At 55.5% G+C, this 13,800-nt stretch carries 14 protein-coding genes and 1 pseudogene; 9 read left to right on the top strand and 6 right to left on the bottom strand.

Annotation, left to right across the window (positions count from 1 at the left end; translation table 11 throughout):
- The first annotated feature begins 143 nt into the window (after window positions 1-143).
- The 9 genes and pseudogenes from C480_RS17890 to C480_RS24275 all read left to right on the top strand — a co-directional run bounded on the left by C480_RS17890 (window position 144) and on the right by C480_RS24275 (window position 7,785).
- Entirely contained in the window at window positions 144-473 is a 330-nt protein-coding gene (locus C480_RS17890; protein ID WP_006667033.1) for a DUF7521 family protein, read from the top strand.
- Window positions 474-492: 19 nt separating this feature from the next.
- Window positions 493-1,158 (top strand): ATP-binding cassette domain-containing protein, encoded by a 666-nt coding sequence (locus C480_RS24290; protein ID WP_006667032.1) that lies wholly within the window; start codon window positions 493-495, stop codon window positions 1,156-1,158.
- Window positions 1,159-1,415: 257 nt separating this feature from the next.
- The gene (locus C480_RS17880; protein ID WP_241433868.1) at window positions 1,416-3,359 is read left to right on the top strand and encodes a hypothetical protein; all 1,944 of its coding nucleotides are present in this window, start codon (window positions 1,416-1,418) and stop codon (window positions 3,357-3,359) included.
- Window positions 3,360-3,425: 66 nt separating this feature from the next.
- Window positions 3,426-3,974 (top strand): helix-turn-helix domain-containing protein, encoded by a 549-nt coding sequence (locus C480_RS24285; RefSeq protein ID WP_241433867.1) that lies wholly within the window; start codon window positions 3,426-3,428, stop codon window positions 3,972-3,974.
- A 5-nt stretch (window positions 3,975-3,979) separates the two neighbouring features.
- Window positions 3,980-4,297, top strand: coding sequence for a hypothetical protein (locus C480_RS17875; protein WP_006667031.1), 318 nt, complete (start codon window positions 3,980-3,982; stop codon window positions 4,295-4,297).
- A gap of 189 nt (window positions 4,298-4,486) precedes the next feature.
- Window positions 4,487-5,479, top strand: coding sequence for a bile acid:sodium symporter family protein (locus C480_RS17870; RefSeq protein ID WP_006667030.1), 993 nt, complete (start codon window positions 4,487-4,489; stop codon window positions 5,477-5,479).
- Between the two features lie 204 nt (window positions 5,480-5,683).
- On the top strand, window positions 5,684-7,069 hold the full coding sequence (locus C480_RS17865; protein ID WP_006667029.1) for an FAD-binding oxidoreductase: 1,386 nt from the start codon (window positions 5,684-5,686) through the stop codon (window positions 7,067-7,069).
- 338 nt (window positions 7,070-7,407) lie between these two features.
- A pseudogene (locus C480_RS24280) lies at window positions 7,408-7,503 on the top strand (HTH domain-containing protein); the annotation flags it as partial.
- A 60-nt stretch (window positions 7,504-7,563) separates the two neighbouring features.
- A complete protein-coding gene (locus C480_RS24275; protein WP_241433869.1) occupies window positions 7,564-7,785 on the top strand; it encodes a hypothetical protein in 222 nt (73 codons plus the stop codon).
- A gap of 234 nt (window positions 7,786-8,019) precedes the next feature.
- Here C480_RS24275 and C480_RS17855 read toward each other — a convergent pair whose 3' ends face one another.
- The 6 genes from C480_RS17855 to C480_RS17830 form a co-directional block, all read right to left on the bottom strand.
- A complete protein-coding gene (locus C480_RS17855; protein ID WP_049903930.1) occupies window positions 8,020-8,325 on the bottom strand; it encodes a hypothetical protein in 306 nt (101 codons plus the stop codon).
- Window positions 8,326-8,418: 93 nt separating this feature from the next.
- On the bottom strand, window positions 8,419-8,694 hold the full coding sequence (locus tag C480_RS17850) for a PadR family transcriptional regulator (RefSeq protein ID WP_006667026.1): 276 nt from the start codon (window positions 8,692-8,694) through the stop codon (window positions 8,419-8,421).
- Window positions 8,695-9,139: 445 nt separating this feature from the next.
- The gene (locus C480_RS17845) at window positions 9,140-9,565 is read right to left on the bottom strand and encodes a type II toxin-antitoxin system VapC family toxin (protein WP_006667025.1); all 426 of its coding nucleotides are present in this window, start codon (window positions 9,563-9,565) and stop codon (window positions 9,140-9,142) included.
- Window positions 9,565-9,789: a hypothetical protein gene (locus C480_RS17840; protein WP_006667024.1), complete on the bottom strand. Its 225-nt coding sequence runs from the start codon at window positions 9,787-9,789 to the stop codon at window positions 9,565-9,567. Before C480_RS17840 ends, C480_RS17845 begins: the two co-directional genes overlap by 1 nt.
- A gap of 849 nt (window positions 9,790-10,638) precedes the next feature.
- Entirely contained in the window at window positions 10,639-11,520 is an 882-nt protein-coding gene (locus C480_RS17835) for an SOSS complex subunit B family protein (RefSeq protein WP_006667023.1), read from the bottom strand.
- A 1,042-nt stretch (window positions 11,521-12,562) separates the two neighbouring features.
- The gene (locus tag C480_RS17830; RefSeq protein ID WP_006667022.1) at window positions 12,563-13,168 is read right to left on the bottom strand and encodes a GNAT family N-acetyltransferase; all 606 of its coding nucleotides are present in this window, start codon (window positions 13,166-13,168) and stop codon (window positions 12,563-12,565) included.
- Window positions 13,169-13,800 lie beyond the last annotated feature (632 nt).

Raw genomic sequence — 13,800 nt, 5'->3', positions numbered from 1 at the left:
GGCCACCACTACAGCGTCTATGAGGCACGACTTGACCGACTCACCGTCGAACTCAACGACGGTGAACTACACGTCGACGTTGAAGAAACTCCCGCGGATGACGTGGCGGACCGCTTCACCGACATATGGGAGGACATCTAACGATGCTGCTACAGTTCGGTGTGGAGCAAGCATACACGGATTATCTCATCCATCTCGCCGTCACGCTGATTGCGATGATGTTGGCGCTCTACATCGTCTTCCAGGCCTTCCGAGGATATCGACGCAATGACAGCCAACGGATCCTATTCTTAGCCATTGGCCTCGCCCTCCTTACACTCGCCCCGTTCTCGCTCTCTATACTAGGAGTATCACTCGGCAACTCGCTCGGGCTCGGCCCACGACTCTACACCTTCTACCTCCCGGTAGCGAGTCGGCTTCTCGAAATCTGTGGCCTTGGCTGTATCCTCTACTCGCTGTTCATCCGCAACTAACATCCAGACCGATTCCACCATGACTGCCATCGAAACCACTGAACTGACGAAACGCTACGAAGATACACTCGCCGTAGACGACCTTGCCCTCTCGATACCGGAGAGTGTCGTCTACGGCTTCCTTGGCCCGAACGGTGCGGGCAAGACGACAACGATGCGGATGTTTACCGGTCTCACACACCCGAGCAGTGGAACTGGCTCCGTCGCCGGCGTCTCGATCACAGACCGAGACGGCCTCCGCACGCACATCGGCTACCTTCCCGGAGAACCACCGCTGTACGAACAAGCGACCGCTACGACCTCGAGGCCGTCGACCAGCGTATCAACGACTGGATCGAGTACGTCAAAGCCGAACAAGGCTTCAAAAGCCAACACCTCTACTCGAGTCTCACGAGCTCGTTCCTCGACGCACTCGAAGGTGACGACCGATGAAAGTCGTCACCACCCCCACCCAACTCCTCGAGGGGGTCCCGGTTGGTCCCCACGGCACCACCACGTGCCAACACTGCAAGTATCGACTGTACGAAGGCGACCGCGCGACCGTCCTTGTCTCCCGCCCAGCCGACACCGACCGCTGGACGATCCATCGACCCTACTGCATGGCCTGCAGTCCCGACACCATCACCCAGCCGACGCTTGGCTGTACGGAACTCTTAGCCCAGTGCCGACTCGGCACCCGCGCTGATCTGGCCACTCAGCAAACTCGACTGATCGTTCTCGAGCCCGAGATCCAGGACTCGAGTCCACCCTCCAACAGGGCTGCCGACCCAGAGGCGATCCCCATCCCGAATCGGTGAATCCCTAACACGCACTCGCGCCGGCAGCCGGTGAGCCACTGCACTCGGCTGTCTGCATTCTCCGCACTCGCTTCCAGGACTCGATGGCACGCCACTCCAGCCGCCAGTCAGTACGCCCGTCGCTTACACTCGAGGTGAGTCCACCGTGACCGACGTGGGACTCACACCAACCCAGCAGCCACCGCTGTCCCCACAGGCCAGCCTCGAGATCAACACTACTCCCGTCTCGGAGCTGTGGGAACAGCTGTTCATCCATCAGCCGATCCGAGATCTGTTCATCCGTGCCGTGCGCCGGTTCGCCGACGGCCGGACTGTCCCTGAGTGTTACGACGTGCTCGAGGGGCAGAACATACCCTACTGGTTGCGCTCCAGAGTCCTCGAGGTTGCCCGCGGGAACCGTCGCGACGCGTGGCGACTCGCCGCCGATCTCGTGCCAAAGCTCGGGCAGGGCCATGCGAGTCTCAAGGACCTGTTCGCGACCGCACAGTTCTTTGCCGATCATGTTCCCGACGATCAGCCACCAACACTCGCGGTCACTATCGATCGGGCTTTCGAACAAGCCCCACGGCGAAAACGGGAGTCGATCTGTCGACTGCTCGCCATCCTCGCAACGGGCTTCGATGTCCGTGTCATCGCAACTGGACGGACCCAGCACTGGCTCGCCCAGCATCACCGTGAAGAGCTGCCCGGCGTGAGCGAATGGCGAGAGACATACCACCCTGCTGGGGACCGCGTCGACGACGCCCTTGAGGCGCTGGATCCAGATGGCCGAAAGGTCGAACTCCTCCGGCAGCTCGAGGATGAACCTGCCCAGACACTCTCTCGGCACGCGCTGCGGGCGATGCACGACGTCGATCGCAGCCGAATCTCCCAACTGCTCGTCTCCGAAACGAACTCGCTCACTGAGCTCGGCCTGGTCGCTGAGTTCGGCCCTGCCGATGATCGGACTGTCGAGTTACTCGAGGCCGGCCGACAGCTACTCGAGCAGCTGGACGCCCAACACGGTCGTCAGCAGGAACTGTCGGAGGCCGTGAGCGACACCGGAACATCCTCCCAACAGTGCCGTGTAACCCCGCGCACACGAGGGGAGGGGTGTGACCACAACAGCGAGGACAGCAACCCCTACCGGACGGCCTACCTCGACCGTCCAGGGCATGCCGCCGCCGCTGGCTGTGGAGAGGACGGCGGGATCACCCTTGTTGAGGCCCCGTTCGAGGACCGTACGGACGCTCTTGACCATACTCGATACGTCAGCTTCGACGCTGATCGCGAGGAAGCCGTCGTTGCCGTTCGGGCAAGTGGCCCCCTCCAGTACGTGGTGAGTCTCGCGACAGCGTTAGCCTCGCCGCGATTGCTCAACCGAGCGCTCACCGACAACCACCTCGAGTCACTGGAAGACCCGCCGGCAATCTTGCGAGACGCTCGTTGTATCGGTGCGCTCTCGGATGAGGCACTCGAGAATCCCAAGACACTCCGTGAGGCGTTCATCGAGTGGGGGACCGACCTCGAGGACCTCACCGCGAAACTCTCCGCCGGCGACTATGAGGACCGCAACCGCTTTCGCAGCGAGATTATGCGCTCCGCTCATGGCCTTGCTGGCTCGATCATCCATCTGTTCGATGCCCTCGAAATCGATCTCGTTCGAGAGCTTCGCGTCCCGTCAGGACTCGAGACCGATGCGCTAGACGAGCTCGCAACCTCGATCAGTATTTCGGCTGCGATTCAGGGAAAATACGGTGTGTTTGCCTCGTACCGACAACTGTTCGAGTCTCGCAAGGAAAAGCGTCGCACCGCACTCACACCGACTGTTGATGCAGATGACCCGCTGGGGTCGCTCATCGGCTCTGTCGTCGTTCGCGGTGAGGACGTCCACCGACTTCACCCATACCTTAAGGAAGCACTCGAGACGCCAGCAGCGGTCGCTGATAACGCTCCCGAATTCGCGGTCCATGTCTCCCTCTCGATAGTCGATCGAACGGGCTACGCGATGGCTGCGACGCGGATCCTGCAGGCCAAGAACCTCCGACCGACTCGAGACAGCATCTCGCTACTACAGGCGTTAGTCAGCTCGCCGTACGCTGCTGCTTGAGCACTGTACCAACTCGCCACCGAAGACGGGAGCCGAGAGCTCCGGCTGGACGAACTCCGCTATGCGTTGGGAACGCTCGACTCCGAGACGTTGCTCTCTGATCTGCCACCGACGATCGGCCGGATCGTTCAGACGCTGTTGACAGCCGACAGTCGTCTCTCACAGCGAGAACTTGCCGACCGAGCAGACGTATCAACACGAGCGATTCGAAACTACCGCAATCAGCTCGAGGCACTTGATCTCATCTGCATCGACAAGTACGGCTATCGACTGGCGCTGTCCTTCCAGACACCCGCTGAGCGGCGTACTTCCGTCGTTCCCAAATTCTCCGGAAACGATCAGTCGCTGCTCGACGTGGCCGATGCACTCCTCGAGATGATACTACCACCAGAACGATACGGCGATCCTGATGATCCACTCGGCAGTGTGCTGTTTTGGCCACTGGATCCCTATCGACTACTCGAACATCCAGCAGTCGGCGTATGGCTTGGTGTGGCGGCTGCTTTCGAAGGAACAGCACAACCCGGGGATGGACAGATAGTGATAATTGGTCCACAGATCAAGCAAGAGTCATTGGTCAGCAGTGGAACTATTAGAGAGGGACAACCACGATAGAATCAATGGATAATGGTTTAGACGTCTCACAACAATACACCTTTTCACCTCCAATCGATCTCCTCTCGGCTTTAGAGTCCCTCCATATCCAGTATTTAGACGTCACTGAGACGCGTGCTCTCGTTATCTTCAAGGCAGCTATCCTCAACCTCGAGAGCAACGAAGGGACCCTTACAACTCTCAGTGGCGCCGAGATTACGGTCTATGAACTGCCTCGTCACACCACTACTGATGATCCAGAGAATGAGGCGAGCTCAGTCATTGAGAAGTTCATTGATCAGATTACCTCGGCTGAGATGACGACAGCCTCACGTCACGAGTAAACCTCTTCTCAATAATCCGGTTCTCTAGGCCGTGGTAAACCGCTATACTGCGATGATTCAGCACACCTTTCTCAGATTAGTACTTGGGGTGTGTGGACACTGGTCATGGCAATCAGTAAGAAGCGATTTTTCAAAGAGAATCACACCTTCGACAAATATAAATAACATCATTTCTGCTATACAGGTAGGATGACATACCTTACCACAGCGAAGAGATTTAGCCAGCTTGTGAGCAAATATTTCGTACTGTGGGTTGTAATCGCGGTTGTCCTTTCTTTTCTGAGTCCTGAAACGTTCGTATGGATCGGGGAGTATGTATCAATACTTCTAGGAGTGGTAATGCTGGGGATGGGGCTTACACTCACAACCGACGATTTCAAGCGGATTCTCGAGCGCCCACGAGACGTTCTCCTAGCAGCGGCCGCCCAGTGGCTGATTATGCCAACTGCAGCGTATGCACTCGTTCTAATACTTTCACTGCCTGCAGAGATTGGTATCGGTCTCATTATTCTGGGGGCGGCACCGGGTGGGACGGCCTCCAACGTGTACACGTATCTGGGAAAAGGCGATGTTGCTCTTTCAGTTACTGTGACATCCGTGACGACACTCGCAGCGCCGATAGTGATGCCAGCCTGGGTTATTCTCTTTGCCGGAGAACAAATCCAAGTCACGTTTGCGGAGATGTTTCAGGAGATCGTTTTTATTGTCGTGATTCCAGTCATTCTTGGTTTCACACTACGGCGGGTTCTTGATCAGTATGCACCAACTGCTGCGAAAGCGGGATTGACGGTATTCCCTGCGATCAGCGTGATGGCAATCGTTGCGATCGTTGCAGCAGTCGTCGGTGCGAACATCGAAAATCTCCTTACTGCGAGTGTCGTCGTCTTATTTGCGGTCGTTCTCCACAACGTAATTGGCCTGTCTGCTGGCTATGGGACGGGGTACGTGTTTGGGATGGCGGCAGATCGATCACGCGCGTGCTCGTTCGAGGTTGGAATGCAAAATAGCGCACTGGCTGTCGCGATCGCAACTGGATTCTTTTCTCCACTGGCATCGTTAGTCCCTGCGCTTGCAGTCGTTCTCCACCAACTTACTGGTCCTGCACTGGCTTCCTATTTTTCGAGCCGAGACGCTGAGTCAATTGACGAAACAACAAAGCCAGCCCAATCAGTTAGCGATTAGTGTCAGTATTCGCTGATCGTTGAACCGTTTTTCCACATAGTTGTAGATATCGAGCGGGTAGCGGAATCGACGAACCAAGCGGGTCGAGAGTCTCGAGGGCAAAAACGAGAGCAGTTACCGGCAGTCGAGGTGGAGAACGGTCTTTGCGACCAGAGAAATCTCGGAACCCATATGTTTAATTGATTTTCGTTCGATTACACAGGTATGTCAAACGAACTGCAAGCCCTTTCATCGATACTGGACCCTGATCAAATATCATTTACAGATGCAGACCGACATGAGCGATCTGTCGACTGGGGAACCAGTGAAGAGAACGGTGTGCCCCCGGACGTCGTCGTTTGGCCCGAGAGCACTGCAGATGTGGCTGCAGTACTTTCGTGGGCCAATGAGGAACGAATACCAGTTACTCCATACGCCGCCGGAACGAGCCTCGAGGGGAATGCTGTCCCGCTGGAGAAGGGCATAAGCCTTGATATGAACCGAATGGACGAGATTTATGAAATTCGTCCAGATAATCTTCAGGTTGATGTTGGGCCTGGGATTTACGGCGACGAGATCAACGAGGCAGTTGGAAAACAGGGCCTCATTTTGCCGTCGCTCCCCTCATCGGGAAAAATCTCGACGATCGGCGGAATGCTTGCAAACGATGCGTCGGGTATGAAGACCGTAAAGTACGGTGAAGTCGCAGACTGGCTGCTCGAGGTTGAGGCCGTGTTGCCGACAGGAAAAGTGATAACTGCCGGGAGCAAGGCGACGAAGACTTCGTCTGGGTATAATTTGCTGGACTTGCTTGTCGGAAGTGAGGGAACACTTGGGGTTATCACACGAGCGACGCTGCAATTGGCTGGCCGTCCGGAGCAGGTTTGGGGCGGGCGAGCAACCTTTTCAGCGCTCGGCGATGCAGCCGATGCGATCTTCGATACCATCCGTTCAGGTGTCGATGTTGCCAAGATCGAACTAATCGATTCGATCAGTGCAGAGATGGCAAACGCGAGTCTGGATACCGGCTTATCGAACTCGCCAATGGTGTTCCTCGAGTTTCACGCGAACCACAATATCGAAGCCGAAGTGGAGTTCTGTCGGACGATATTCGAAGCGCACGATGTGACCGAGTTTGCCGTTGCTGAAAGCGGCCCAGAGATGACGGACCTCTGGGAAGCGCGGCGTGAACTTGCAGACGCTGTTGACCCCTTTGATCCAGATCTCTCTTCGCTCACTCCCGGCGACGTGACGGTTCCGATTAGCGAGTACCCAGAGATGGTGAGATACGTAAAGGAGTTAGGTGAGGAATATGACTTCCTGATCCCGTGCTTTGGACACGCAGGAGACGGGAATCTCCACTACTTCGTTATGGTCGACGTTGAAGACCAAGAGATGGTAGCGAAGGGAGAACAGATTTCAAAGCAAATCGTTGAAAAGGCAATCAAAATGAACGGGACTGCGACTGGTGAGCACGGGGTTGGGATCGGGAAACAAGACTACCTTGCCAGTGAGCATGGAGACGCGGCAGTCGAAGCAATGCGATCAATCAAGAAAGCGCTCGACCCAAATGGGATACTCAACCCGGGAAAAGTTCTCCCTGAGCCATAGACTAGATAAACAGTCAATGCTCTTGTGAAGCACGTTGTTGGTGGAGAGCAGTCTGGTGGTTCCGACGGAACACGGAGTTCCTCGAGCACTGATTAAACTATCGATCTGAGTAGCTATGAGTAGGTTTTACGGCCGGCCCTGAACGCTAGCACGGTTACTAAAAACGAACTCGCTCACTGAGCTTGGACTGGTCGCTGAGTTCGGCCCTGCCGATGACCGGACTGTCGAGTTACTCGAGGCCGGCCGACAGCTACTCGGGCAGCTGGACACACAATACGGTCGTCATCAGGTACTTTCAGAGGCCGTGAGCAACACCGGAACATCCTCCCAACAGTGCCGTGGGCCGAATAATCCATACGCTTCTCACAGCCGAAAACCGCCTGTCACAGCGCGAGCTTGCCGACCGAACAGATGTCTCGACACGGACAATTCGGAAGTATCGCGACCGACTCGAGGCACTCGATATCATTCGCGTTGACGAGAGCGGATACCGCTTGACGCTATCGTTCCAGACTGCTTCCGAACGCGATCCCGTTCTTTCATCCCTCCTTGAGGAGAGGCAGACGCTCCTCGACGCTGTTGATGCGTTCCTCGAGACAATCTTGCCACCAGATCGGTACGGCGACCCAAACGATCCACTCGGCAGCGCGCTGTTCTGGCCACCAGATCCGTCGCGATTACTCGACCATCCGACGGTCGGCCCGTGGCTGCGATAGCAGTTACACTTACAGCGACAGAATCTCCTGCCGTGTTGAATAGCCGTACCTGAAACGGGGTGAAGCCAATTCTGAAACCACTTCCAGTAGCAGCGTACACGTCGGTCCACATTACGCCGATCTACGACGACATCGCTATTCAACAGAGCAGAATCTCCCAGAAACAACCGGACGGTGCAGATGGGCCCACCGCTCGAGCAGCAAGCGCTTTCTCAGACAATTCCGTAGGATTTACTAGCTGTTGTTCTTCCGGTCGGGGACGCCGTAATCGATGTGGATTTCCGGTGTGCTCGGTGATTCAGATGCTGGAGTTCCGTTCCAATCGAGAACATGGACATTCGCCAGTTCTCCAGAAAACCGGAACCGATGGACGCCGGTTTCGATCGTCCCCTCGACAGCATGTTCCGAGACTACTGTGGTTTTCTCAAGCGAGTCAGTCTCAACTGGTTCGATATCACCATCGACGCTAATTTCGTAGTTGGATGGCACTCCACGACCAATTACTGTAACGTGATTTGTCATTGTTCTCTCACTTGGCATACAGTGGAAGACTCAACTTTGCCAGGATAAGCCTTCTCATTGGCAAAACGGTCGGCATTTCCAACGGTCTCGAACGAACGAATATGGGTTGCACTACAACTCGACGTACTGATCTTCCCACTCTCGTCTATCCTGGATCGCTTGCTCCCCTGCGTCGCCGATCGCATAATAGTTCGTCCGTCGGTCGAGTTCCCCCTTTTCGACCAACTCCTTGTTGACAAGCGTGTCGAGGTTTGGGTACAGCCGGCCGTGATTGATCTCACTCTCATAGTACCCCTCTATCTCCTCCTTGACATCCTGGCCGGACGGGCGGTCGGCACCTGCGATCACGTACAGGAGGTCTCGTTGGAAGCCGGTGAGGTCATCCATATTACGAGAGTATTCAACGATGCTGTATTTGACTTCTTTTCATTGAGAATTGTATGTTTCCGCGCTGTGAAAGTAGAATATTACTATCTATTTAACATTTTTACACTTAATCGAATGGCGAAAACTGCAGCAGAGGCCGGTTCGAGGGTGTCCTCGAACGATCCGCATGACGTTCTTTTCACCGAATCTGGATCGAACTATCCGTTCACTACACTTGCCTACGTACCTTTTTCCGCCTCGGGATTCCTCACTTCGTTCGGAACCTCTCGGCGCAAAAATCTACGCTAAAAAGGCCGCCTTCGCGGGCTTCGCCCGCTCCGGCGGTGAACCGCTCGCTTCGCTCGCGGATGCTGGCAGCGGCAACTCTTTCGCCTGTACTTACCGTTTGTCGGGTAATCACAGAGAGAAGGTATGAGAATTTTTCTAGGACACCCTGTGAGCTACCTTATCTCAGAGAGCTGGTACGCACGTTATCCACTGAAATATCTTGATCACGTGCGGAATCACGAAGCGCGCTATCTTCAGTCACCAGTGTGAGATCATTCTGCTCTGCAGTAGCAAGATAAGCCGCGTCATAGAACGTGAGTCCGTTTGCTTGAGCGACATCCATTGTTGGAGGGAGATTTTCGTTAATCACGGTACTCAGTCTCATTTCCGTCCCAAGTCGATCGAGAATATCAATCGCGTCTTCCAACTCATCATCAGTCAGATTATCGTTGACCATCCCAATCTTCCAAAGCGAATTCGCCACCTCATACATCGTCAAATCCAACACATGTTCATCAAATAAGATGCTGACATCTATATCGGAACTACTTTCGCCAATGAGCATATCTACCACAGAGCTGGCGTCAAAAAGATATTCAGACATTAGTTCTCCTGACGGGTTTCACGAACTGCTTCAACGATCTCATCAGTTTCTATACCATCATCTACCTTCTTCCTGAGGGAATCCGCATCTCGTCTCAATTTTTCCCTCCTACGTTCGGTAATTTCCTCCTCGAGAGCATTACGAATAACCTCGCTCACATTGATGTCCTCCTGTTCCAGTTCCTTCTTTAGGTCATCAGGGATCTTCGCTGATACTGTCGACATACGTGGTCGTATTACGCTTCAGTATTACTAAAAAGTTTTCTCCGAATTTAATAGGCAGGAAGGAGAGCAAAGAGATCGATGTGAATATATCTATCCCGCTCTCGCCTCCTTCACGACTATTTAGTCTAAGAGAGAATTCGAAAATAAATTATTTTTGCCAAGGTATTTCAGCGTGAATCACTTCATCGACCGCTCTTCCGAAGTACATTGTTGGTGAAGAGCCTTCTGTCAATTTCTCTGTAACGGTGTGTTGAACGAAAGGTAATATGAACAGATGTCTCATCGCCTAAACCAAGCGTTCTGTTGACCGATCCCGAACCCCTATCGCTACCAACAATCTGCTTCCGAAGACTGTACGCAAGAAGTACTTACTACCCGGATCCGCTCGTCGTGAAATCGGGCCGAATGACCATGTCAGTGGTTTTTATGTAACGATGATTGTCCCACCGGCTTTTCCCGACTGGCGACCCACTGTTTGGTATGAGCCTATTTGACAGAGCAAACTCAACAACAATCGACTCCTGCTTGCTGTCTGTCACCGTCATCTCTGGTTCCTCTACCCCTCTGGGGACGAACAACACCACCGGCTGTGCGCTCCGAACTCAGCAGTGCCACCTCGAGTTATCCTCTCTGCCCTTCTCGCTGTTGGGGTGTGGGTGCTGTCCGATTGGTCGCTTCCGCGAGGCTCTCTGAGCTGCATCAGCGGTGGCGCGCGATGACTGCGCGCTTCAGCGCACAGAACGTGCGAGGGACGAGCGATGCGACTACAGGGAGCAAAGCGAGGAGGGTGGGGAGGACGCGAGCGAAGCGAGCGTGTGGTCGGACACACAAAAAAGAGGAGCGGCTACGCTATTCCTGGGTCCACCACCGGCCGCGCTCGGGGAACTCGAGGCGGCTCCAGCCGGTCACGGCCAGGTTGCATCGCTCGTTGTGCCAGTTCTTCGCCGCGTTCCTGATTCGCACCGTCTCTCCCTCGCTCACTGTTGTCTGGTAGGAGTTCTCCCAGATCGTGACCTTCATCTTCTCGGTCTCATCCGCGATCAGCCCCACTTGGCTGATCGACGACTTCGAGGGCTCCCACAATTTGATGATCTCGCCTTCCACGTCCACTTCACCTGCTTCCACCTCCGGCACGTCTGCGATGTCCACGATCGTTCCCGACTCGGCCTTCACTTTGTCCATCTCCTCGAGGGTTGCGTCGATCATCGACTTTCCGTCCGTCACCTTCTCCGCCAGTCCACGGCTCACTGCCGCCCGGCTTGGACCCCCACGAACCGTCTCCGTGATTCGCACCGATTGTTTGTTGACCTCCGCCAACTGCTCTTGCTCCAGCTCCGACCGGGGATCAACCCGTTCAACCCGCCGCTCTCGGCGTTGCTCGACCACGACCTCTCGCGTCCGCTTCTCTCGTCCCTCCTGCGTTCCGAACGTCGCCTTTGCGCTGATCAACTCGAGCTCCTCCTCTCGAGCCCGAATCCGTTCTTCCTGTGCCAGTAGCAGGTGTCCGAACTCGTTCTCTTCGCGTCCAACCACCGTCTCCGGGTGGTTCGTCTCGACTTTCGTATTGACCTCCTGATCAACTGACGCCGCGAACTCCGGCGTTTCGTCCACGACATCTTCCGCGAACGGATCTTCTACCGCCACGCCTCTGTCCGTCTTGTCCGCAGCCGCCTCTTGGTTGACACTCGATTCATCCGAAGTTTTATCATCTCGGAAGTTCGTAGAACTCATTGCTTAGTACCGAAGGCGCTTTCCAACGCGTCTTCACTCCAACACCTCTGAGTCCCAACTGTGTTCATCTCCTGCAACCGCTCTCGCTCGCGCCTTCAGGTCCCCTGAGGCGCGAGTAGAGCGGGACACCATCCCCACCATCTAGCACCGCGCGCCGAGACGACCGGCGCGAGCGTCCAGCGGAGTAACCGTGAGGGGTGAGCAGCGACGCCGCGCAACCCCTCGCGGTTACCCGCTGGCGTCGAAACCAGAGCCCGGCAGCACAGCGACCATCGGGAGCGAGCAGCCCGGAATGGTCGGTCGCGAGCGATGCAGAGGGAGGGAAGGCGAGCGGGGCGTGCCGTAACCACACACCAGTCGAGGGATAGCTACAGCATCCCCGCCTTCAGCTCAGCCTGGTGGGCTTCGAAAGGGCGAGGACGTTTCGGTCGTCCCCCGCCGACGTTTCCGCGAGCGGAGCGAGCGGAGGCCAGCGAGAGCCGCGGCTCTCGCCCGGCAAGCACCGCAACGACCGAGCGTAGCGAGGGAGTGAGGCGCGCAGCGAGGCGCGGGATGCCGAGCGGCCGAGGGCTTTCGGTGGAAGTGTACTCCGCTCCCCCTCTCTGGTCGAGTCATCTCCTCAACGACGTCGTCTCCCTCATAACCCGTGTTCTGACTCCACCCCTCCGTCACGATCTTCTCCCTCCTTCTCCCCTCTTCTCCTCGAGCGTCACCTTCACGTCAACCACACTCAGTCCTACGGAATCCGAGCAATTCACACGTCTATCCGCACCCCGCAACATCGTCTTCGTCTCTCCCCCAACGTACCAATGTACTACCCCCCGCTAGGGTGTTATAGAACGATCCGCATGACGCTCTTTTCACCCAATCTGGAGCGAACTCTCCGTTCACTACACTTGCGAACCGACCATCGAAATATCTGGCAGGTATTGGTCAGGTTCGTCGAGTCGTGCAAGATACACAGCGCATATTCAGGAGTGGGCCGGAATTGGCGTGGTCAGTATCGGTAAGTACAGAGCGGAGATTGAACAATATAGACGACCTATGTATCGAGTGTTGACTCTCGGTACTGGTTTTGTGTAACTGTGTACCGGTGATGGTCAATTATCGTCCCGTCAGGCCGAACTGTCGAGTTGCGGATGACGCCGTCGTACTGACCGCCGTGCGTGGAAATGTACTTCTCCACCGCCGCACGCGACCTATCGTTGCCGTCCTGCACAGGAACCGCGACGAGGTCGAGATCAAGGCGCTCGAAGGCCAGTTCAAGTATCACATCCGCCCGTTCGCCGGAGTATCCGTTGCCCCAGAACTGCTTGCGAAGCCAAATCGCAGGTTTCCCGGTTCGGGTTTCCCAGTCGATGATGAGGCCGCCCGACCCCACAATTTCGCTAGCCCCCGGTTCACCCTCCTTTGGGCGAATGACATACTCTGCCCGTGTTCCGTCTTCCCACTTGGATTCGAGTTCAGAGATGTAGTCAGCTGTTTCCTTCACAGTCTTATAAGGGTCCCATGGGAGGTACTCTGTTACTTCCTCAATTGCTGGCTCGTGGTGAGAACACAATTCATAGTATTCGAAGACATCGACTGTCTCGTGACAGAGCCGTCGCAAACGGAGACGTTCCGTCTCAATCTCCTCCGGGAACAACATACCGACGACTACCTGAAAGAAGTGTATAAGACCAACGGTGAGTGGTACGCACACCTACCTAACGGCTGTCTCACCGTCCGAAACGTGAAATAACCGACTATCGCGTGCTGCATACAACCTCTGTATTCAGCAGATCGTTTCTGATATTTATCCGAGATGTGGGTGGCTGCTCCGGTAACGCCTTCGCCTGTACTTACCGTTTGTCGGGTAGTCACAGAGAGAGAGAGAGAGAGGGTATGGGAACTTTTCTATGACACCCTGATCCCGCGTATACTGCCTTCTCGAGTGGTCCGTTCACCACCGAAATCGAACCCGTTGATCGTCCACGTCGCCTCCTCTATCAGAATCGTCCACTGTCCAATACTCGGATCTATCTCGAGCAGCAGGACCACCGACCGAGAGGAGCCAACCTGACACACTGGAAGGGTGTCATAGAACGGATCGCGTACCAGTTGCATTGACCCCGACGAGTGTTACGTACAGGGGGTATAGTTCACAAGGTGGGGACCCATCCTATCCGGATATTGTCAAGATTGATCTGCTGGCACTGTCTAGTTGAGTCAGTTTGAGAAGTGAGCAGGTCGTTGAGTTTCTTGTCCAAAGATGCTCGCAGACCTGCTCAACGAGAGCTA

Source organism: Natrialba aegyptia DSM 13077, from assembly GCF_000337535.1.
Lineage (GTDB): Archaea > Halobacteriota > Halobacteria > Halobacteriales > Natrialbaceae > Natrialba > Natrialba aegyptia.
The sequence above is the reverse complement of the archived record's forward strand: the minus strand, read 5'-3'. Positions and strand labels throughout refer to the sequence as shown.

Bases quoted from the DNA above. Each gene is read 5' to 3' on its own strand.
- C480_RS17835 (WP_006667023.1), bottom strand. From the start codon at position 11,520: ATGAGTTCTACGAACTTCCGAGATGATAAAACTTCGGATGAATCGAGT.
- C480_RS17870 (WP_006667030.1), top strand. From the start codon at position 4,487: ATGACATACCTTACCACAGCGAAGAGATTTAGCCAGCTTGTGAGCAAA.
- C480_RS17890 (WP_006667033.1), top strand. From the start codon at position 144: ATGCTGCTACAGTTCGGTGTGGAGCAAGCATACACGGATTATCTCATC.
- C480_RS17850 (WP_006667026.1), bottom strand. From the start codon at position 8,694: ATGGATGACCTCACCGGCTTCCAACGAGACCTCCTGTACGTGATCGCA.
- C480_RS17840 (WP_006667024.1), bottom strand. From the start codon at position 9,789: ATGTCGACAGTATCAGCGAAGATCCCTGATGACCTAAAGAAGGAACTG.
- C480_RS17875 (WP_006667031.1), top strand. From the start codon at position 3,980: ATGGATAATGGTTTAGACGTCTCACAACAATACACCTTTTCACCTCCA.
- C480_RS17855 (WP_049903930.1), bottom strand. From the start codon at position 8,325: ATGCCAAGTGAGAGAACAATGACAAATCACGTTACAGTAATTGGTCGT.
- C480_RS17845 (WP_006667025.1), bottom strand. From the start codon at position 9,565: ATGTCTGAATATCTTTTTGACGCCAGCTCTGTGGTAGATATGCTCATT.
- C480_RS17865 (WP_006667029.1), top strand. From the start codon at position 5,684: ATGTCAAACGAACTGCAAGCCCTTTCATCGATACTGGACCCTGATCAA.
- C480_RS24290 (WP_006667032.1), top strand. From the start codon at position 493: ATGACTGCCATCGAAACCACTGAACTGACGAAACGCTACGAAGATACA.
- C480_RS17830 (WP_006667022.1), bottom strand. From the start codon at position 13,168: ATGTTGTTCCCGGAGGAGATTGAGACGGAACGTCTCCGTTTGCGACGG.